The following is a 20,272-nucleotide window of genomic DNA, read 5'->3' as shown; positions in this document are numbered from 1 at the left end:
CTTATAGACATAAATATATCGACTCTATATATATTAAATAATTTATTTTTATTTAGCATAGTATATTTTTTCTTGTCAATTAATATTTTCTATATTAAATTATATTGACTAAAATATAATCAAATTGATTTAAAAATTATATTAAAAGAAGATACTATTTATATAATAAAAAATAGCACTCCCCTAAATAGGAAATGCTCATTTCTTAAGATTATTTTTGATTTTCTAGTATATCATTTAAGGCATCATATGTGAAATTTATTATTTCACCACAGCTTATTTTATTTTTTTTCAATGAAGCACATATTTCTGTACTGTATTTGTCCCTTACTTTATTCATTAATTCTCTTGAATACTTTTTTGCTATATTTTCATCTAAATTATTATTTCGTCCATTTAGATACCCTATTATAACAACTGCTGCATTTACAGCTCCACAAACACTCCCTACAGTAATTCCAACCCCCATACCACTTCCTATTGAAATTGGTATATCTGTTTCATGTTCTTCATTATAAGATTTTATTAATGCTTCTGCACAAGTGTATCCTTGGTTATGATATATTGATGGTCTTGTCATTTTTATACTTCCTTTCAATTTTTATTTTAACTTATAATACTTTTTCATTTGTAGAATCATCTTTGTTATATCTTAATATTATATATTTTTATTATATCCTAAATTTACTTTTATTTCTGTGACTTAGTCACATACTCTATCTTTATACCTCATTAAGACTTAATTTAATAAAAAATAAATTTAGAACTTAAATAAAAGCAATCTTATAAGTATTACTTTTTAAATTTAATCCACTGTACATTTTGCCTATCTTTGTACTTTATCTATCTTTAAAAACAATCTCTATAAATAATACATATAAACATTTATATTACTATATCTTACCTATATACTATATACTTAATTTTGATATTTATTACATTAAATTCTGAAACATTTATTATGCTTTATTAAATTAAGTAATGCATTAATGGGTTTAATTCTTTGTATTTAAACAAAAGATTTGCTAAAATAAAAATAAGCAATAATACATAAATTAAACTCTAAGGAGGTTAGCAAATTGAAAAAAATACTTATAACAGGTGCATTAGGACAAATAGGCTCAGAATTAACAATCAAGCTAAGAAATGAATATGGAGAACAAAATGTAATTGCTAGCTCAAGAAGAATAAAAGAAGGAAATCCTGTATGTGAATCTGGTATATTTGAAATATTAGATGTCACAGATAAAAATCGATTCTTTGAAATCGCAAAAAAGTATGATGTAGATACTATAATTCATCTAGCTTCTCTGCTTTCTGCAGTTGCAGAAAGTAAACATTTAGAAGCTTGGAATTTAAATATGAATGGATTGGTAAATGGTCTTGAAGTAGCTAGAGAATTGAATTGTAAGTTTTTTACACCTAGTTCAATAGCTGCATTTGGTGAAAATTCGCCAAAAAACATGACTCCTCAAGATACACTACAAAGACCTAATACTATGTATGGTGTCACTAAAGTTTCTGGTGAATTACTATGTGATTATTATCATTCAAAATTTGGAGTGGATACTAGAGGAGTTAGATTTCCTGGCCTTATTTCTTACGTTACTCCTCCTGGTGGTGGAACTACAGATTATGCAGTTGATATATATTATGAAGCATTAAAAAATAAAAAATATAAGTCTTACATAGCAAAAGGTACAAAAATGGATATGATGTACATGCCTGATGCCATTCAATCTATAGTAGATTTAATAGAAGCTCCAGCCGAAAAACTTATTCATAGAAATGCTTTTAATATCACCGCTATGAGTTTTGCTCCTGAAGAAATAGCTGATTCTATAAAAAAATATATACCTGATTTTACAATAGAGTATGATGTAGACCCTGTAAGACAAGGTATAGCTGATTCTTGGCCTAATTCATTAGATAGTAGCAGTGCTGTAAATGAATGGAATTTTAAAGCTAATTATGATTTAGATAAAATGACTAAGGATATGCTAGAAAAATTATCAGAAAAAGGAATTGGCAAATAACAAATTAAGAATTTAGTACCAAAAAATTCAGAGAATAAAACATCTTATCTTTATGATTCTATTTTATAAATCTTCACTTTTATATAGTTTTTATTCTCTGAAAATATAAAAGTTTTTACTTTTAACATACAACAAACTATTATTTATAAGCATATTAATAGTTTTCTAATATGGATTAGTCATATAAAAATAAACAGAAAGGAAAAAGCTACTATTGCAAGTATAATAAAAAAACTTAATCAAATTTTACTATACTTTGCATATTATAATACAAGTAGCAGGTGTTAATGTTGCTAAATTTAAGAGAAATTAGAGAAGAAATAATTAAAGAATATATAGGGAATAATTTAATCTCTGAACTTACAGAAGAGTTAAAGAATATTCTTATAGCTGATTTAAAATCTAACCCATTTAAAAGTAATATTGAACTCAGTATAATACCCGCAAATATAGAAATATTTAAAAAAATAGAAACTAAATTGATAGAAGCTAAAGTTAATCTAAAAATAGGTTGGGAAAGAATACTTATAAATTCTATCTTAAAAGATTCCTTTGATTTAAATTACGAAATAAATAAAAGTTGTAATGAGCCTTTGATGTTCAGAATCATTATATCGATTGATTCTTATGACGCTTAATCTCATTAAATAATATCTATGAGGATGTGCTTTTAATTTATGAAATACAAGTTATTTATAGACTTTGAATTTAATATATTAGATGATAATAAATACAAGCTAGAATATAGTGGAGCTGAGTTGATTTCCATAGGTTGTGTTTTGGTAGATAATGACTTTAATATAGTTGATGATTATTATTCTTTAGTTAAACCAAAATACAATGAATTACTTTCATCTAAATGTAAAAAACTCACTAAATTAAACCAGTTAGAAATTGATAATGCTCATAATCTTTTATATGTTATGGATGATTTTTGCAAATGGTTTAAAAAATTTAGTGATGTTACAATATATAATTGGGGTAATTTTGATATTGCTGGTCTTCTAAATTCCTTTAGAGTATATAAATATACGGGTATCTGCTTAGAGTTATTCAATATGATGATTGATATTCAACCTTTTATATCTCAGCATATTACATACAAAAATAGAATCTTATCTAAGCAACTATCTTTACTAAATATGAAAAAGATTTTTTCTGTAGAGGGAGAAATTAAACATAATTCACTTTCAGATGCTATGGATTTAATGAATGTATGTAAATGTTTTTACCTTAACTATCCTAAAGATACTAATATACTTGAAGAATTATACAATAAACTGCCTCCTATTAAAAATCCTTTATATTGTATTCCCTACTTTGAGGATGAAAATTTTGAACTTAAATTTGACAAGACTCCAGAGGATATAATAATGCATCTTAAACAAATATTCAATATATTAAATATAAGTAAAAAAGACATTTATTTTAAAAAAAGAAGTGTATTAGTAAATAATTCTAAAATTATCAGCTTTAAAAACTTATCTTCTTCTTTTAAATTAATAAAGCTCAATGAATTTGAAGAATACCCTGATTTTGTATTGAAATTAGGGGATAAAAAGAATTTTGTTGAATCTGTAGTTAAGATAAATAAAAGTAATAGAAAATCTATAAAAAATTTAATATTGAGACTATCAAGAGTACCTTAAATAATTGAATTCAATTGTTTAAGGTATTTTTTATAATCTGAATTAATTTTTTTATATAGGATATACTAACTTAGTGTAAATATTTTTTAAAGGAGTAATTGATAGATATGACAGTTGTATTAATAAGAAGTATTATATTATACATAACAGTGTTGATTGCACTTAGAGTCATGGGAAAAGGTGAAATCGCTGAGATGAACTGTTTTGACTTGGTCATAACACTTTTAATTGCAGAAGTTGCATCCGTCCCAATGGAAAATAATAATATACCAATTATAAATGGCGTTGCAGCAATAACTGGCCTTGTAATTATGCAGACTCTAATTTCATTTTTATCCTTAAAAAGTAGAAAATTAAGTTCATTTTTATCAGGTAAACCTTCTGTCTTAATTGACAAAGGAAAGATTGTATATAATGAACTTAAAAAAGAAAGAGTTAGTATAGATGAGTTGTTAGAGCAATTGAGAATTCAAGGCTACTTCAACCTAAAAGATGTACAATATGCTATTTTAGAGACTGATGGTAATTTAAGTGTAGTTCCAGCATCAAGTTACAATAGTACTCCTCCAAGAGCTTTTAATCATTTGCCAATTCCACTTATATTGGATGGTAAAATAATAAATAAAAATCTTGATATGGCTGAAAAAGATACTAACTGGTTAATGGGTATCTTAAAGTCTAACCACATAGAAACTTTTAAAGATGTTCTTATTTGTGTTTTAGATGAAAATGACAAAATATTTATTCAAAATAAGAAGGGTGATTAATATTGAAATCTGCAACATTTGTTATACTATGGGCTGTTTTATTTATGCTATTTGGATTTTATGTTAATAATAAATTATATGATTTTACAGAGGACTATAAAAGTAATATGTCTATCTTAGAAAAATCTATAGTAGATGAAGATTGGGAAAAAGCTCAAAAAGAAGCTGATTCTATATCTACTAGATGGTCTAAAGAAAGAAATCATTGGTATAAAGTTTTAAATCATGAATACTTTGATGAAATAGGTCTAAAATTTAATATTCTTGATAAGGCAATTTATACTGAAAATAAATTAAAATCTTTAGAAGAAGTTGAAAGTATAAAAACATATTTAGGAAATATTGTTGAAAGTGTTAAGTTCGATATAAATTATATATTTTAACAATCACAAGTAAGGATATAGATAAAGTAATAATTCTATATCCTTTTTCTACATTCAAAATATAATCAACTTTGCAATAATCTAGTTGCTATTTTTTATCCTATTTTACAATTTTCCATATTTGTTTACTTATATTTTACTATTATCAGAATAAATTTTTAGAGCTTCTCCAATGAATTTAGATGCCCCTTTACCATATTTCTTATCATTTACTTGTATATAAATAGAATTTTGTAAATAAAGTTCTGCTAAATAATCTAAATTATTCTCTCCTTCATCTATCTTGTAAAATTCATTACTTCTGTTAGTTTCATACACTATATCTTCAACAATATCTTGAATTTCCTTTGAAGATGGATTTTTACTTAAGTCTGCTACAAGTTTTTCATATAACATATTTATTTTGGGCTGTTTATTACCTAAATAATGCTTCAAAACTTCGCCAATAAATTTACATGCTCCATTACCATACTTTTTATCAACTTCTTTTATCCATATGGGATTTAGTAAATAATTTTGTACCATGCCATACCAATTATCATCTCCATACTCCATATTAAAAAGTTCATAATCTTTCTTAGATGTATCTGTTATCTCTTTAGCAATTTCTTGAAGTTCTTTTGATAAAGGATTTTTACTTAAATCTGCTACAAGTCTTTTATACAGTTCTTTTAATTTTGGATGATTGTCCTCCAAACAATCTTTTTTAAATTCATCAAATTGTTCTGCTAAAGTTAATATATCACTATTAAAATTCTTCTTTATAGCCTCAGCATATTTCTCAATACTTCCATATTTTTTTATAGCCATTTTAGCAATTTCATCTTCTTTAGATTTAAACGTCTCAATATGCTCATTATATTTCTCTACACTACCATAAGTTTTGATTATTTTATCTTCATGCTCTATTTTAAATTCCTCTAATACTTTAAAATATTCACTCATGTCAAATCCTTTGAAGTTCACTATATTTTCCCCTTTTAAAGTTTTGTCTATAATTTCTATTAGACTATCCAATCTTTTACGTTTTATAATAAGTAGCTTTTTTTGACTTTCTAGAGCATGCATTTTATCAAAGTATGGGCTTAACATTATATCTTTAACCTCTTTTAAAGGTATCTCAAGTTCTTTAAAAAATAAAATTTGTTGAAGCGTTTCAATAGCTTCATCATCATAAAGCCTATACCCTACTTCTGTAATTTCACTTGGCTTTAATAAGCCTATTTCGTCATAGTAATGTAATGTGCGCACACTTATTCCTGTCAAATCTGAAACTTGTTTTACTGTTCTCATTGCCTCACCTCAAAATTTTATTTTATAGCTACAAATATTAATAAATACTTATATACCTATCAGTATTTATTAATATTTTCAAACTATGTTTTCATATTACAATATGACGTGGTGTTAGGGTCAACACTTTATAAATATATAATTTGATTTTTTGAACTCATTTCATATTTAAATTTTGATTATCTAGCTAATACACTTTTATTAAAAAAGAAATCTTATTCTATATTCATATACCTAACATTAAGTATCCAGCTTTCATTTGTTTCAAAATTTCAGAAAATAGCAAAGAAAGTTTTTCAGTCTCATCAACCTTATTCGATAAATAATCTATTATTATATTAGATATTTTTTTAATTATGATTGAACTTTCTTCAAAAATCTCTGCTACTTGTACCCAACAGTCATTTTTGTATTCAGTTCCAATACACTTAAGCATCTTGCTCATTTTATCAAAACCACCTTTAAATTCAACACTATCTGGTTCTTCAATTCCTTTGATTGCATTTGGAATAGTTGGTACCGTTCCAAAAAGCATAACCATATTAGCTAAAATCCTATCATAGTCATCTTTTTCCAATTCGTGTTTCCATTGTGGCAATTCTTTAATAAACTTTTCAAAACCTTTGTATCCTAAAAAACCTGTAGATGGATTTAAAAACATATCCCGCTTTATAGCAAGTGCTTCTTGGGCAATCTGATATTTATTCTTTGAACTATTCATTCTAACTGTACAAATTGTATTTGCTTTGCTTAACCCAGGATAACTACAATTCATACATTCACATAGTTCATCATAAGAAAGAGAAAGTAACTCAGTTCTCCCACAATCATATAAATATATTCTCTCTGCCATATCATCATACCCTACCATAAGCACATAATGAAAAGGAATATGCTCCTTATGATATAATTTTTCATAATATGGCAGATAATACATATCTAAAGCTCCTAAAACAACTGGATAACCAGAATCAATTTCTGATTTTGCTTTTTTTAAAGCTTGTTCATACTTTTTAAACTCATAGTGTTTATATTCAAAACCAACAATAGGTGCTAAAAATTCATACATTTTTTTGGTTCTTCCATCTCCCAAAGCAACCATTCTCTTTAATTCTTTTTTGTTTGTCCTCAGATAACAAAATGAACCAAAACCTGCTAATAAAAAGAAAAAATCATTTGGCAGAGATTCATCCATTTTATTCATATATATATCTTCTATACCATTCCACATACATTCATAATCATGCGAATGGTGTTTTATTTCAATTATTTTCCTCATTTAATCTACCTCCGTTTATAAATAATTTCATTATGGAATTAATAGTATTTTCATAAATTATATCTTTATAATTTCAAATGATATGGTTACTACCTTCTACTATGCGCAGCTTTTGCATGTAGATTTTTAATTAAACTTAGTATAAACCCTCTTATAATGTGAGAGTCAATAGCAAAATTCAAAAATAAGTATTCATATTGTGTAACTTATAAGAAAATCATACTTTTAATGCTTACAAATAAATAGGAAGTGTTGAAGAAAAATAAGTTTTAAAATTTCTTATATTGTAATAACTAAACTGTTACAAATTGTATAATGTAATAATTTTATATAAATATATAAAAAAGAGTATATAAAAAACTAAAAAACATTTCTTATATACTCTAATAATTTCAATTTACTATATTCTATTATTTACCAGCCTTCATAGCTCTAATTTTCAATGGTAAAGTAAATAAATTAATAAATCCTTCTGCATCTTTATGGTCATAAAGTTCACTATCTCCAAAAGAAGATATTCCTTCATCATAAAGTGCATTTTCAGTAAATATTCCAGCAGGTTTTATGTTACCTTTGTAAAGTTTAACTTTTACTGTTCCTGTAACATTATCTTGAGTTTGTTCCATAAATGCATCTATAGATTCTCTTAATTTACAGTACCATAATCCATTATAAATAAGTTCTCCATATTTGTAAGATACCATTTGCTTAAAGTGTAATGTATCTTTATCCAAAGTAGCACTTTCTAAAATATTGTGTGCTTCATAAAGAATTGTTCCGCCTGGAGTTTCATATATCCCTCTTGATTTCATACCAACAAGTCTATTCTCAACTATATCTATAACTCCAACTCCATGCTTACAACCTAACTCATTTAATTTATGAATTAGTGCCACTGGAGATAATTCTTCCCCATTTATCTTTTTAGGCACACCTTTTTCAAAATAAACTTCTACATATTCAGCTACATCACATGCATCCTCAGGATCTACACATTGTTTATATACATCCTTTTTGTGTTCATTTTGTAGATGTTCTATGTCTCCACCTTCTGTTGATACATGCCAAAGGTTAGCATCTACTGAATATATTTTAGCTTTAGTTGCTGTTACTTTTATATTGTGTTTCTCAGCATAATCTATAGCATCTTCTCTTGATTTTATATCCCATATTCTCCAAGGAGCTATAACCTTTATAGTTGGGTCAAGAGCTGCAATTGTAGCTTCAAATCTAACTTGGTCATTACCTTTTCCTGTACATCCATGGCATATATATTTTGCGCCTTCTTTATGAGCAACTTCAACTAATTTTTTAGCTATTATAGGTCTTGCTAAAGAAGTTCCTAATAAGTATTTTCCTTCATATTTTGCTTCTGCTTTTACAGCTTTAAATATAGTTTCAGTCACAAACTCTTCACTTATATCATCTACATAAGCTTTTGATGCTCCACTTTGTAGAGCTTTCTCATAAACATCTTCCATTTTATCTTCTTGACCTACATTTCCACAAACAGCTATAACTTCTATATCTTCATAATTTTCCTTTAACCAAGGTATTATAATTGATGTATCAAGTCCTCCTGAATATGCTAATACTACTTTTTCCTTCATTGTTAATTCCTCCTAATTTTAAATTATGATTTTTATATTTTTTATTTTTTAATAGAAACTCTTAATATTGAATGACTTTAAAAATGTGGATTCTTATAAAATCATTTTAATACTAAAAAAACCCCTCAGTATTTTTAAATACTAAGAGGCGAAATATCCGCGGTACCACTCTTATTGATAAACTTAGCTAATCAATCAGTAAATGTACAACTACTAAATACACATTAGTAAATAAATATATTAAAAAACGCCTCTTGGAAAAACCAAGAGACGAAATATATCCGCGTTACCACTCTAATTGATAAGATAAACTTATCCACTCTTTCTCTTAAGGCGAGATTACCTACTAACATACTAAATTCAATTAGCATCCTCCAAAGTTCTTTTCACTAATACTTACTTGCTAAGCTTCCACCATCCTCAGCTCTCTATAAAATACATAAAAGTTACTCTCTTTTTCATCGGATTTAAATATCAAATTTTTTAGATATCTCTTATAGAATATATAATAGTTTATTTTTCCATTTATGTCAACTATATAATTTATTTTCTTTTTAAAATGTTTTCTCTTTAAGCTTACTCATACTTTACTTTCCAAAGGCATAGTCCTTTAGCTGGTGCGGTGTCTGATGACTTACTTCTATCTTTCAACTCAAGCATATACTTAATATCTTGTGGTGCTTTTCTTTTAAGACCAACATCTATTAATGCTCCTACTATTATTCTTACCATATTATACAAAAATCCATTTCCCTCTATATATATTTCTACAATATCATCATTTTCTTTTATATTTATTGAGTAAATTTCTCTTACATTAGATTTTTTCTTAGACTTAGAAGAAGCAAAACTAGTAAAATCATGTTCTCCTACTAAGTACTCACTTGCTTTTCTCATTCTATCTAAATCTAATTTTTTACTTATATGCGCAGCATACTTTCTCATAAAAGGACTGTGATATTTATTATTATCAATCTTATATAAATACGTTTTTGATTTTACATTGTATCTTGAGTGAAATCTTTCATCAACTTCCTCAACAGTTTTTACAACTATATCTTCTGGCAGATATTCATATAGATATTTTTGAATTTTATCTACTGAATCCATACAATTTGTTTTAAAGTTTATAACTTGACCTCTTGCATGTGCTCCCATATCAGTTCTCCCAGAACCAGTTATCTCAATGGTTTCATTGGCCATTTTGCTTAAGACAGACTCAAGCTTTTCTTGTATAGTCATGTCATTATCACCTAATTTTTGATAACCTTTATATCTTGAACCATCATATGCTACTATCATTTTTATATTTCTCATCTTAATCCTCTTTCTAAGAATTTATGCCTGTTTAGCAAATTTATTTTTTATATTAAAAATTATTTTTGTTCCAACGTTCTTTTCACTTTCTATTTTCATTACTCCACCATGAAGTTTTACAATTTCATTACTAATTGCAAGACCTAATCCACTTCCAGCCTTATTGTAATCTTCTTGGAAAAATTTATCTAAAACTTTATTTAAATTTTGCTTTTCTATACCTGAACCATTATCTTCAACTGATATAGTCGTTGTATCTTCATCTTGAGAAGCTACAACTTTTATGTAACCACCCTGACTAGTGAATTTAAATGAATTTTGTATTAAATTTATAAGAACTTGTCTTAGTCTATTTTTATCTCCTTGGATATTTTCTATAAATTCATTTTCAAATTCAAATAAAAGTGATATATCTTTTTCAGCTGCTTTAACTTTCAACTGATTTACAACCCCAACAACTAATCCTTCAACATCAACTATATCAACATGAAGTTTTATCCTATCAGAGGAAAGCCTTGAAAAATCCAATAATTCTTCTACCAACTTTATAAGTCTTTCTGTCTCATCTTGTATAATACCTAGACCTAAATCTAACTCTTCTCTAGTTATACTTTCATATCCTAATGTTTCACTCCATCCCTTTATAGATGTAAGAGGAGTTCTCAGCTCATGAGATACAGAAGATATAAATTCTTCTTTCAATTTTTCACTCTTATCAATTTCATGTGCCATATGTTCAAATGTCTGTGCTAAATCACCAATTTCATCATCTACAATCTTCATATTTTCCAATTTTATATTGTAGTTTCCTACTGCTAATTCGTTTGCAAACTTCTTTAGCTCTCTCAACGGTTTTATCAGAGTCTCAGCAAATTTGAGACTTATTAATATAGCTATAATAAGTATAAATATTCCTGCCAATATAAGCCATGTAGCTTGCTTTAATATGGCGTTATCTATTCCATCTAATGAAACAGTATATCTAACAACACCTTCTATAATATTATTTACTTTGAGTGGTAAGGAGATACTCATGACATGTTCTCCTGTATCTGGTATTTTATAAGTATATGGTGTTAAATTCTTAGTCTTTACATCTCTTAATGCATTATCTACATCTTCATAATTTGCTTTTTCTTTACTTTTAAATCCATATTGGTCCAATATAACATTTTTATTCTTATCTATTATTGAAATCCCAAATTCTGAATTCTTTGTTAATGGTTGTTTATCAAAAATGTTTTTGACTTTTTTCTCAAAACTTGTAGTTTCCATTGTAATAGCATTATATTCATCAGCATATTTTATTTCAGATTCAAGTAGCTGTTTAACAGAATCATAGTAATAGTTTTGTATATAAAACATGAATAGCCCTTCAAACAGAGTTACCATTATAATAATTATTATAAAATAGTTTTTTATTACTTTTTTTCTCAGACCTTCAAAATGTAACACTATTATTCTTCCTTTCTAAAACAGTATCCATAACCCCAAATAGTTTGTATATATTTTGGTTTTGATGGGTCATCTTCTATTTTATTTCTTATCCTTCTTATATTTACATCTACTATTTTAAAATCATACAAATAATTAGTTCCCCATACCTCATCTAATATCTGATCTCTACTTAATGATTGTTTAGCATTTGATATCAGATATTTTACTATTGAAAATTCTGTTGGAGTAAGTTCAATCTCTTTACCATTCTTAAATAATTTTCTTTTATCTATATCAAGTATAAATGGTGGTGAGACTATTTCACTTGACTTAACATTTGAATCATCTTTTGCAACTCTTCTAAGAAGAGCAGAAACCCTGACTAAAAGCTCCTTTATACTAAATGGTTTTATGATGTAATCATCTGCTCCTGAAATAAATCCTTCTATTTTATCATCTTCTTGAGCTTTTGCAGTAAGCATTATTATACCAACTTGATCAAAATTTTCCCTTATAAATTTACAAACCTCTATTCCACTTATATCTGGAAGCATTACATCTAAAAGAGCTATTGTAATGTCACTTTCTGTTGTCATTTTTTCTATAGCTTCTCTACCTGTACCCGCTTCAACTATTTCATAGCCTTCTCTTTTTAAGTTTATACTGACAAAACTTCTAATTCCAATTTCATCTTCTAGTATAAGTATTTTTTCCTTCATAAAATAAAACCTCCAATTGAGTATAATATTAACCATATATTAATGAGAAATACTCTTTTAATGCGTCTATAGTAATATCTAGCTTATCCATTTCATTTGCATCATTTATAACTAGTAAAAAAGTATATTCATCACTTTCTTGAAGTACAATAGAATTTTGTGTATTTGCACTTTTTCTATCTTCAAGTTTATTTTTACTCTCTACTACTATATTAAATAAATTCTTACGTTCTGAATAATCAAAATAGTAAAATTTAAATACTGCTTTTTCACCAACAAACTCTTGTTCAACAATTATTTTATCCACTAAATTATTTTGCATAAATAACCTAAAATTGTATTTATAATTATAGTATATCTGGCTTATAAATATTAATTTTGAATTAGAACCTTCTTTCCCATTCCATCTGTACCAACTTATATTAGCAGATGCTTTAGAGGTATAGGTATTTCTATTTCCACCAGCAACTATAGGTATCTCTATAATTTTATCTTTATCAACATCATCAACAGGTATGTAGTAAGGTTTAGTAATAGTTTTATCATAATCACTAAATACTTTTTGAATTTTATCATTTTTCATATATAATATCTGTGTGATATAATTATTTTCCTTTAACATGGGAATATCAAGTACAACACCTTTGATGGATGCCGATGAGTTTCCAACAGATGAAGCAACATTACCTAGAGTTATATATAACTCATTTAGATTTTTTACATTTTCAAATTTGACATAATCCTTAACCTTCATAGTTCCATCAAAATTTGCAACAGTTGCAAACATCTCATTAGTTTTATTATTCAAATGAAGCATTAATATATCTATCTTGTCATCTCCATCTATATAACCAATCTTTACTTTTATATCGTTAAAATCTTCTTTATTTTGAATCCAAGAAGCATCTAAATCGTATACTTTTGTGATTTCATTATCCCTTACTTTGTATATATGCATATTAGTTTTATCTTTGGATTTAACAAGTAAAATAACTTCCTTATATCCATCTGAATCCAAATCATAGAAATTAGCATATTCTATTGATTCTCCATTTTCTAAATAATGGTCTCCTAGTACATATTTTTCACCATTGTAACTTAAGGTTACAAAACCTACTTTATTAACATTATTACTTAAATCTTCTTTTTGCTCAAATACTACTAATTCATCAACTCCATCACTATTTAAATCTACCTTATTTATTTTTCCTACCTCTTTTGTATTAGAAGGCAATATCATAGATGAGTCTGGTTTTAGTAGCTGATCTATACCATCGTACAATACTTTTTTTGTATCATCATAGTCAGGTATCTTTGCCAATTGCTCTGGAGATTCAGTTTTAACATTACATCCAGTAACAAATAACATCATTAAGCCTGATACAATAATAAGTTTTAATAACTTCATTTAACTCCTCCTAATCCTACAATCTTAAATTTTTCTCGCAAAAATCTCCTCACAATAGTTAGACGTTTCAAATCCTCATAAGGTTTTACTTATTTTAACAAAACTTTATTATTTTGATAAAACTTATGATAAATATAAAATCTAATTATTATTTCTAGGAGGTTTAGGCCCTGGATATTGGAAAAAGTTAGTTTTTAGCATACCATTATATAGTTTTCTCTTTTTAGCTGCTTTTTGTCCAAATTCATATTCAAATTCTTCATAAGAAGTTATCAGATAATATGACCAATTTTTTAACTTTCTAAATGCATAACCAAGCTCTTTATATAATTGTTTAACACTATCCTTATCTTCTAATCGTTCTCCATAAGGTGGATTGGTAACTATAAATCCAAATTCTTCTTCACTTTTAAACTCAGTTGCATCTCCTACATTAAATTCTATATATTCATCTACACCTGCTATTTCTGCATTTTCTTGAGCTATATCTATACATTCTGCATCTATATCATATCCATAAATTTTAAATTTAGATTCATTGTCTATTTTATTAAAAGCATCTTTTCTTACATCCCACCAAATCTTTTTATCAAGTGTTCTCCATTTTTCTGATATAAATTCTCTATTTAAGCCAGGCGCCATATTTATACCTATCATGGCTGCTTCAATTAATATAGTACCAGAACCACACATAGGGTCTACTAAAGTCCTACCTGCTTTCCAAGGAGTTAAGTAGATAAGTCCAGAAGCTAAAGTTTCTCTTATTGGAGCTTTATTTGCTTTTTCTCTATATCCTCTTTTATGTAGAGCATCTCCAGTTGTGTCTATTGAAAGAGTTACTTTATCTTTGTGTATAAATACAAATATAGGGTATTTTTCTTTATCTTCTTTAAGCAAACCATCCTCTAAATAACTTTTCTTTAAGCTTTCTACAATAGCTTTTTTTACTATAGCTTGTACATCTGGTGTACTGTATAATTTTGATTTTATAGAAGAAGCCTTTGAAATAGGAAATTGCGCTCCATAAGGTATATATTTAGACCAGTTTATCCTTTTTGTATTTTCAAATAATTCATCAAAGCTTTTTGCTTCAAATTCAGCAATCTTAAGATGTACTCTTTCTGCACATCTCAACCACATATTTGATTTTGCTATTCCAAATTCATCAGTCTTATATGTTATTCTTCCATCTTCTGTTTTTATTATTTCATATCCCAAATTAGTAATTTCTCTAGCCAACATTTTTTCCATTCCAAAAAAACATGGCGATATTAGTGTATAGTTTTTCATAAAACCTCCTGTTTCTTATATTAATTATAACGATTATTTATTTTTTAACCTATTTACATATTTACATATTTAAATTCATACTTCCCATTTGATATCCTGACATATCTAGTGTAACATATTTAAAGCCAAATTCTTTTAATTTAGTGTCAACTTTACTAAAATTGTTATTTTCAAAAAATTTACCTAATTCTTCCTGGTTAACTTCTATTCTAGCTATATTTCCATGCATTCTTACTCTAAATTGAGAAAATCCCAAGTCGGATAAATATTCTTCACTTTTTTCTATTATCCTAAGCTTTTCATCTGTAATTTCAACACCATAAGGAATTCTGCTTGCCAGACATGCAAATGATGGTTTATTAAAAGTTTCTAACTTCATATCTCTTGAAAGTAACCTAATTTCATCTTTCTTTAATCCACTTTCTTTTAATGGACTAATTACTTCTAATTCATTTAGTGCTTTAAGACCTGGTCTATAGTCTCCTAAATCATCTACATTGGTTCCATCTACTATGTACTTTATATTATGTTCCTTTGCGACCTCTTTTATTTTAGTAAATATATATTTTTTACAATGATAACATCTTTCAGCACCATTTTCTTTGAATTCCTTTAAATCAAAATCTTCTGTTTTTAATATAATATGTTTAACTCCAAAATCCTTAGTATATTGTTTTGCTTCTTCTATTTCTCTATTTGAGTGCATCATTGCATGAACAGTTACAGCTATAACATTATCTCCTAATGTATCTCTTGCTACTTTAAGTAAGAAATTACTGTCAACTCCACCTGAATAAGCAACTGCCACACTTTCTAACCCAATCAAATTTTCTCTTAATTTTTCTAGCTTTTCTCTTTCCTTCATTAAATCTACCTCCATATCAAGAAAATATGAACTCTAAAACTATTCTTATTTTTTACATACTTAATGATTATAACATATAAAGTATATATTTAAAAAATTAGAATGTCTTTTAAGTATATTAATTATAATATTAAAGTACTTTTATTTATATCTTTATAATTTAAGCATATTACTGTACTACACTATATAAAAACAAAACAGTGTAATACAGCAATATACTTAAAAGCCATGAAGTGTAAGTAGCCTATCTTCATGGCTAAGTTCACGATTTTATTATCATATAATTACTCTTCTTAGTAATATAATTGTAAATTACAAAAAGATACTATCATTAGAAATGTTCTAAAAACTTAAACTTAATACTTATAGTTTACACAGTTCTATATCAATCCCACCAAAAAAGCCATATAGTAGAACCTTGTATTACCTCTTTTAGAGCTCTTAATGTCTCATATCCTTGTACAATAATATCTTCACAGTACAAGATTAATTCTATGCATAAGTTATTAAACATTTTATTATCGCTAGTTATATTTTTTGAAAAATATTGAACTGTGTCACATCCAATTGCTATCGGGTATGCTCCATAGTTTTCGTACCAATATTTTGCAACTGCTATATGCTCTTCATCACTAGGACAATCGTTAAATCCACCAATTGGTATATATGCAAACACTTCGTAAGGTTTAGTTGTTGGGACTTTAGCTATGTAAACTTTGTTATTTTCTTGAAATATATCTATATTTGTAATTGGGTTAAAACTTTTATAGTCACAAAAAGTATCTTCTGAATCTATGAGTTCTTTTATCATCTCTGAAATTTCACTCTTCCTATACTTGAAAAATTCATTTACATCAATTTCATTATATTTTTTCAGACAATACTCTTTGTAGTTCTCAAGAGATCCATACTCTTTATTAATAATATCGATGTTTTCTTTTAGCAATCCTACCTTTTCATCGATAATTATAATTGGTGTATACCCTTTTTCTTTTCCATCTTCTATCATCGTCTCTAATAAATTGTCAATATCAATATCATTGTTCACAGGAACACATTCAAAACCATATAAATCTTCAATACCCATATTTATCTCCTATTCTTTTTAGATTTAATTCTTTTGAAAGTTTTCTTTTTTTGTTGTCAAATTTTTAAATACTATTATTATTTGTAAAACTATAAGTAGAGGTATAATTTGTAAAAAACATTCATATCAAATAAATTTTTCATTTAATTTTTTGTATAAATATAATGTTTTTTATGACAATATCCTCATATAAATATAATATCACAAAACAAATGTTCATGGTTAATAATAAGTAATTTTGTAATAATTCGTTGTAATATTATGTTATTTTAAATAAAATAAATGATATAATTTGTATAAGAAAGGTCATGTTTATTCACATTAAATTTATTTGAGACAAATTTAATGTGGATATTTTTTTAATAGTAACAAATATCCACAAAATAATAAATAATATTATATTTTATTAGACTTTACGTATAGTATAAATTCTAAAAAATCACATGCCAGTTTGCAAGAATTAACAGATTAAAATCAAGATTTAGATTTAATAGTACTTTTATGTAAAAAGATATGTATTTATTTAATATATTAAACTCAGAAAGTACAAGATTCTTCTATCTAATAGTTAATAATTCTATTGATGTGGTTTTAATCTCAATGCTAAATACTAAAAATACTTAAATTTATAGGTGTATCAATTAAAAATTTTAACTAATACACCCATTGATTTCTATTCTTCCTTTAATAAAATATCTTTCCATACATCTTCTTTAAACCCTAACAGTACATTTTTACCATCAAATAGTAGTGGTCTTTTAATAAGCATACCATCGCTTACTAATATTTCTAGAAGTTTATCATCTTGCTCAGTCTTTACTACATCTTTAAGACCTAATTCTCTATATTTCATTCCACTTGTATTAAAAAATTTTTTTATATCATACCCACTAATATTATAAATTGACTCTAATTCATCCTTAGTTGGTGGATTTTGAACCATGTCTATATCCTCAAATTTTAAATTATTTTCTTTAAGCCAATTTTTTGCTTTTTTAACTGTAGAACATTTTGTATATCCATATAATTTAATCATTGTAGTAAAACTTCCTTTCTAGTTTTTTATCTTAATATTTATATGCTTATACCCATAATTTGTATATTTTAATCAATTTGTATCATAATTACTCTAAGCTTTCAATAAAATTCTTGAATTTTTATACAATTAAAAGCCATGACAATTTAAAGTCACGACTTTTTTACTACGTTGTTAAATTGAAATTTAGCTACTCTATATTATGCTTATTAGTTGTAGGTTTTTTGTTTTAACTATGTACTCAAATACCAAGTATACCCATACCTATCAAGCACTTCAGCACCACCATCACTTTGATCTGGTGGTGGGTGTGGTAAAAATCCTTGCACAAGCGTACCGCCCTCGGCAAGTTTTACAGATATTTCTTCTATTACTTCTCGAGACGGTAGCACAACACAAATCGCCATTCCAGAAATTACAACAGGCTGGTTTGTATCGGCCCCCATTATACAACCTTCATATTTTGTGAAAGTAACACTTGCGTGCATAACAGGATTGCTTGGGTTGTTATCTAATCGTGCAAACAGAGTTTTTCCACCTCCGAAAGCCTCAGCATAAAAGTTAAATGCTTTTTCACAAGTCCCATTAAATGTTAAATATGGAGTTAGCATGGTCAATATCTCCTCCTTGATACAAAATATAAATTTTATATAATTATACATTAAAATTTATATTTTTCATTGTAAAAATCAGACAAACAATCCTTATTTTTTTATAAAATTTTAATACAAATTTCATTTATAAAAATTTAAACAATTTTTTCTTTTATTTGAATATCCTCAACTATACCATCTTTTATACTTATAATCTTATCTGCAACACTATTTGAAAATACAACATCATGTGTAATTATCAGTATAGTCATTCCCTTATCTTTAAGCCTATTCATTATATTTACTACTTTTTGAATAGTATCAATATCAAGTGCAGAAGTAGGCTCATCAAAACAGAGAACTTTTGGCATTAATGCACAAGACCTAGCTATTGCAACTCTTTGTTGCTGTCCTCCTGACAACTCAAATGGATAGGAATTCAATTTATCTTCCAAATCAACTAGTCTCAAAAGTTCTTTAGCTCTATTTTCAGCTTCCTCTCTAGGAACCTTAAAAACATTAACTGGAGATTCAATTATATTTTCAAGTACTGTCATATGAGGAAATAGATTGAAGTTTTGAAAAACCATACCTATTTTACCACGTATTTTTGCCATGTCTTTCTTATTTTTTATTATTTCATTATCTATTATAATTTCTCCACTATCAAATTCTTCAAGACCATTTATACATCTTAATATTGTAGTCTTTCCTGCACCAGATTTGCCAAGTAAGACACCAATCTGACCTTCTTCTAGTTCAAAAGAAATATCTTTAAGTACTTTATTTTTTTTAAATGATTTATTTAAATTACTGATTTTCAACATATGAAAAACCTCCTCCTATAATTATTGTAGCTTTATCTGTAATAAGAATATTTTTTTTCAAGTAATTCAAATCCCTTAGTGAGTATAGCTACAAATATAAGATATATTGCTCCTGCCTCAAATAGTGGTAACAAACTTGCTTCTCTATTCATTGCTATTTGAGATATTCTTAAAATATCATTTAATCCTAATATATATACTAAAGATGTATCTTTTACCAATGTAATTACTTCATTTGAAATAGGTGCTAGTATTCTTTTAAAAACTTGTGGAAATATGATTCTCTTGTACATCGTAAATTTATCAAACCCTAGTACTTTTGAAGCTTCATATTGACCTCTATCTATTGATTGTATTCCACCTCTAAATATTTCTGCAAAGTATGCTGCATAATTTAAGAAGAAAGCTACTATTCCAGCTGTAAATCTGTCAAACACAATTCCTATAAGAGGTAAACCATAGAATATTACTATCATTTGTAAAAGTAAAGGTGTTCCTCTCATTATTAATATATAACATTGTGTAATACCACTTATTAATTTATTTTTTGATAATCTTAAAAATGCAACTCCAATCCCCAATGGAATTGATACTATCAATGTTATACAAAACATTGCTATAACTATTTCTAAACCTTGTAACATGCCTTTAGTGCCCCCTTCTTAACAGCTAACTT

20 protein-coding genes and 1 other annotated feature are annotated in these 20,272 nt (G+C 26.7%); of the genes, 5 read left to right on the top strand and 15 right to left on the bottom strand.

Annotated elements, in window-relative coordinates:
- Window positions 1-211: 211 nt before the first annotated feature.
- Window positions 212-580, bottom strand: coding sequence for a C-GCAxxG-C-C family (seleno)protein (locus KGF46_RS10275; protein ID WP_227828522.1), 369 nt, complete (start codon window positions 578-580; stop codon window positions 212-214).
- A gap of 499 nt (window positions 581-1,079) precedes the next feature.
- On the opposite strand from KGF46_RS10275, the gene KGF46_RS10270 reads away from it, so the two are divergent.
- The 5 genes from KGF46_RS10270 (at window position 1,080) to KGF46_RS10250 (ending at window position 4,835) form a co-directional block, all read left to right on the top strand.
- The gene (locus KGF46_RS10270) at window positions 1,080-2,036 is read left to right on the top strand and encodes an L-threonine 3-dehydrogenase (protein ID WP_227828521.1); all 957 of its coding nucleotides are present in this window, start codon (window positions 1,080-1,082) and stop codon (window positions 2,034-2,036) included.
- A gap of 287 nt (window positions 2,037-2,323) precedes the next feature.
- Window positions 2,324-2,674: a hypothetical protein gene (locus KGF46_RS10265; RefSeq protein WP_227828520.1), complete on the top strand. Its 351-nt coding sequence runs from the start codon at window positions 2,324-2,326 to the stop codon at window positions 2,672-2,674.
- 39 nt (window positions 2,675-2,713) lie between these two features.
- The gene (locus KGF46_RS10260; protein ID WP_227828519.1) at window positions 2,714-3,685 is read left to right on the top strand and encodes a 3'-5' exonuclease; all 972 of its coding nucleotides are present in this window, start codon (window positions 2,714-2,716) and stop codon (window positions 3,683-3,685) included.
- Between the two features lie 107 nt (window positions 3,686-3,792).
- On the top strand, window positions 3,793-4,452 hold the full coding sequence (locus tag KGF46_RS10255; RefSeq protein ID WP_227828518.1) for a DUF421 domain-containing protein: 660 nt from the start codon (window positions 3,793-3,795) through the stop codon (window positions 4,450-4,452).
- A 2-nt stretch (window positions 4,453-4,454) separates the two neighbouring features.
- Window positions 4,455-4,835, top strand: a complete 381-nt coding sequence (locus KGF46_RS10250) for a DUF4363 family protein (protein WP_227828517.1) — start codon at window positions 4,455-4,457, stop codon at window positions 4,833-4,835.
- Window positions 4,836-4,964: 129 nt separating this feature from the next.
- On the opposite strand, the gene KGF46_RS10245 is transcribed toward KGF46_RS10250, so the two are convergent.
- From KGF46_RS10245 to KGF46_RS10180, 14 genes are all read right to left on the bottom strand, one after another.
- A complete protein-coding gene (locus tag KGF46_RS10245; RefSeq protein ID WP_227828516.1) occupies window positions 4,965-6,128 on the bottom strand; it encodes a MerR family transcriptional regulator in 1,164 nt (387 codons plus the stop codon).
- 226 nt (window positions 6,129-6,354) lie between these two features.
- Complete coding sequence (locus tag KGF46_RS10240) at window positions 6,355-7,407, bottom strand: BtrH N-terminal domain-containing protein (RefSeq protein ID WP_227828515.1); 1,053 nt, start codon at window positions 7,405-7,407, stop codon at window positions 6,355-6,357.
- A gap of 410 nt (window positions 7,408-7,817) precedes the next feature.
- Window positions 7,818-9,017 carry an argininosuccinate synthase gene (locus KGF46_RS10235; protein ID WP_227828514.1) on the bottom strand — a complete coding sequence of 400 codons (1,200 nt, stop codon included), beginning with the start codon at window positions 9,015-9,017 and terminating at the stop codon, window positions 7,818-7,820.
- Between the two features lie 263 nt (window positions 9,018-9,280).
- Window positions 9,281-9,488: a binding site (T-box leader), on the bottom strand.
- 105 nt (window positions 9,489-9,593) lie between these two features.
- The gene (gene truA, locus KGF46_RS10230) at window positions 9,594-10,334 is read right to left on the bottom strand and encodes a tRNA pseudouridine(38-40) synthase TruA (protein ID WP_227828513.1); all 741 of its coding nucleotides are present in this window, start codon (window positions 10,332-10,334) and stop codon (window positions 9,594-9,596) included.
- Between the two features lie 21 nt (window positions 10,335-10,355).
- The gene (gene walK / locus KGF46_RS10225) at window positions 10,356-11,789 is read right to left on the bottom strand and encodes a cell wall metabolism sensor histidine kinase WalK (RefSeq protein WP_227828512.1); all 1,434 of its coding nucleotides are present in this window, start codon (window positions 11,787-11,789) and stop codon (window positions 10,356-10,358) included.
- Window positions 11,790-11,791: 2 nt separating this feature from the next.
- The gene (walR, locus tag KGF46_RS10220) at window positions 11,792-12,490 is read right to left on the bottom strand and encodes a cell wall metabolism DNA-binding response regulator WalR (protein WP_021384573.1); all 699 of its coding nucleotides are present in this window, start codon (window positions 12,488-12,490) and stop codon (window positions 11,792-11,794) included.
- Window positions 12,491-12,518: 28 nt separating this feature from the next.
- Window positions 12,519-13,898 carry a hypothetical protein gene (locus KGF46_RS10215; RefSeq protein WP_227828511.1) on the bottom strand — a complete coding sequence of 460 codons (1,380 nt, stop codon included), beginning with the start codon at window positions 13,896-13,898 and terminating at the stop codon, window positions 12,519-12,521.
- Between the two features lie 141 nt (window positions 13,899-14,039).
- Window positions 14,040-15,188: a THUMP domain-containing class I SAM-dependent RNA methyltransferase gene (locus KGF46_RS10210; RefSeq protein WP_227828510.1), complete on the bottom strand. Its 1,149-nt coding sequence runs from the start codon at window positions 15,186-15,188 to the stop codon at window positions 14,040-14,042.
- A 61-nt stretch (window positions 15,189-15,249) separates the two neighbouring features.
- Window positions 15,250-16,053, bottom strand: a complete 804-nt coding sequence (larE, locus tag KGF46_RS10205) for an ATP-dependent sacrificial sulfur transferase LarE (protein ID WP_227828509.1) — start codon at window positions 16,051-16,053, stop codon at window positions 15,250-15,252.
- 385 nt (window positions 16,054-16,438) lie between these two features.
- Entirely contained in the window at window positions 16,439-17,140 is a 702-nt protein-coding gene (locus KGF46_RS10200; RefSeq protein ID WP_227828508.1) for a DUF4253 domain-containing protein, read from the bottom strand.
- Between the two features lie 673 nt (window positions 17,141-17,813).
- A complete protein-coding gene (locus KGF46_RS10195; RefSeq protein WP_227828507.1) occupies window positions 17,814-18,176 on the bottom strand; it encodes an arsenate reductase family protein in 363 nt (120 codons plus the stop codon).
- A gap of 233 nt (window positions 18,177-18,409) precedes the next feature.
- Window positions 18,410-18,787 carry a VOC family protein gene (locus KGF46_RS10190; protein WP_227828506.1) on the bottom strand — a complete coding sequence of 126 codons (378 nt, stop codon included), beginning with the start codon at window positions 18,785-18,787 and terminating at the stop codon, window positions 18,410-18,412.
- A gap of 137 nt (window positions 18,788-18,924) precedes the next feature.
- Window positions 18,925-19,596, bottom strand: coding sequence for an amino acid ABC transporter ATP-binding protein (locus tag KGF46_RS10185; protein WP_227828505.1), 672 nt, complete (start codon window positions 19,594-19,596; stop codon window positions 18,925-18,927).
- Window positions 19,597-19,628: 32 nt separating this feature from the next.
- Window positions 19,629-20,240 carry an amino acid ABC transporter permease gene (locus KGF46_RS10180; protein WP_227435933.1) on the bottom strand — a complete coding sequence of 204 codons (612 nt, stop codon included), beginning with the start codon at window positions 20,238-20,240 and terminating at the stop codon, window positions 19,629-19,631.
- Window positions 20,241-20,272 lie beyond the last annotated feature (32 nt).

Origin of the sequence: Clostridioides sp. ZZV14-6153 (genome assembly GCF_020657855.1) — a bacterium.
Classification (GTDB): domain Bacteria; phylum Bacillota; class Clostridia; order Peptostreptococcales; family Peptostreptococcaceae; genus Clostridioides.
This window is presented reverse-complemented; position numbering and strand designations above follow the sequence as displayed.

Bases quoted from the DNA above. Each gene is read 5' to 3' on its own strand.
- KGF46_RS10275 (WP_227828522.1), bottom strand. From the start codon at position 580: ATGACAAGACCATCAATATATCATAACCAAGGATACACTTGTGCAGAA.
- KGF46_RS10265 (WP_227828520.1), top strand. From the start codon at position 2,324: ATGTTGCTAAATTTAAGAGAAATTAGAGAAGAAATAATTAAAGAATAT.
- KGF46_RS10260 (WP_227828519.1), top strand. From the start codon at position 2,714: ATGAAATACAAGTTATTTATAGACTTTGAATTTAATATATTAGATGAT.
- KGF46_RS10255 (WP_227828518.1), top strand. From the start codon at position 3,793: ATGACAGTTGTATTAATAAGAAGTATTATATTATACATAACAGTGTTG.
- KGF46_RS10245 (WP_227828516.1), bottom strand. From the start codon at position 6,128: ATGAGAACAGTAAAACAAGTTTCAGATTTGACAGGAATAAGTGTGCGC.
- KGF46_RS10240 (WP_227828515.1), bottom strand. From the start codon at position 7,407: ATGAGGAAAATAATTGAAATAAAACACCATTCGCATGATTATGAATGT.
- KGF46_RS10235 (WP_227828514.1), bottom strand. From the start codon at position 9,017: ATGAAGGAAAAAGTAGTATTAGCATATTCAGGAGGACTTGATACATCA.
- truA (WP_227828513.1), bottom strand. From the start codon at position 10,334: ATGAGAAATATAAAAATGATAGTAGCATATGATGGTTCAAGATATAAA.
- walR (WP_021384573.1), bottom strand. From the start codon at position 12,490: ATGAAGGAAAAAATACTTATACTAGAAGATGAAATTGGAATTAGAAGT.
- KGF46_RS10215 (WP_227828511.1), bottom strand. From the start codon at position 13,898: ATGAAGTTATTAAAACTTATTATTGTATCAGGCTTAATGATGTTATTT.
- KGF46_RS10210 (WP_227828510.1), bottom strand. From the start codon at position 15,188: ATGAAAAACTATACACTAATATCGCCATGTTTTTTTGGAATGGAAAAA.
- larE (WP_227828509.1), bottom strand. From the start codon at position 16,053: ATGAAGGAAAGAGAAAAGCTAGAAAAATTAAGAGAAAATTTGATTGGG.
- KGF46_RS10200 (WP_227828508.1), bottom strand. From the start codon at position 17,140: ATGGGTATTGAAGATTTATATGGTTTTGAATGTGTTCCTGTGAACAAT.
- KGF46_RS10195 (WP_227828507.1), bottom strand. From the start codon at position 18,176: ATGATTAAATTATATGGATATACAAAATGTTCTACAGTTAAAAAAGCA.
- KGF46_RS10190 (WP_227828506.1), bottom strand. From the start codon at position 18,787: ATGCTAACTCCATATTTAACATTTAATGGGACTTGTGAAAAAGCATTT.
- KGF46_RS10185 (WP_227828505.1), bottom strand. From the start codon at position 19,596: ATGTTGAAAATCAGTAATTTAAATAAATCATTTAAAAAAAATAAAGTA.
- KGF46_RS10180 (WP_227435933.1), bottom strand. From the start codon at position 20,240: ATGTTACAAGGTTTAGAAATAGTTATAGCAATGTTTTGTATAACATTG.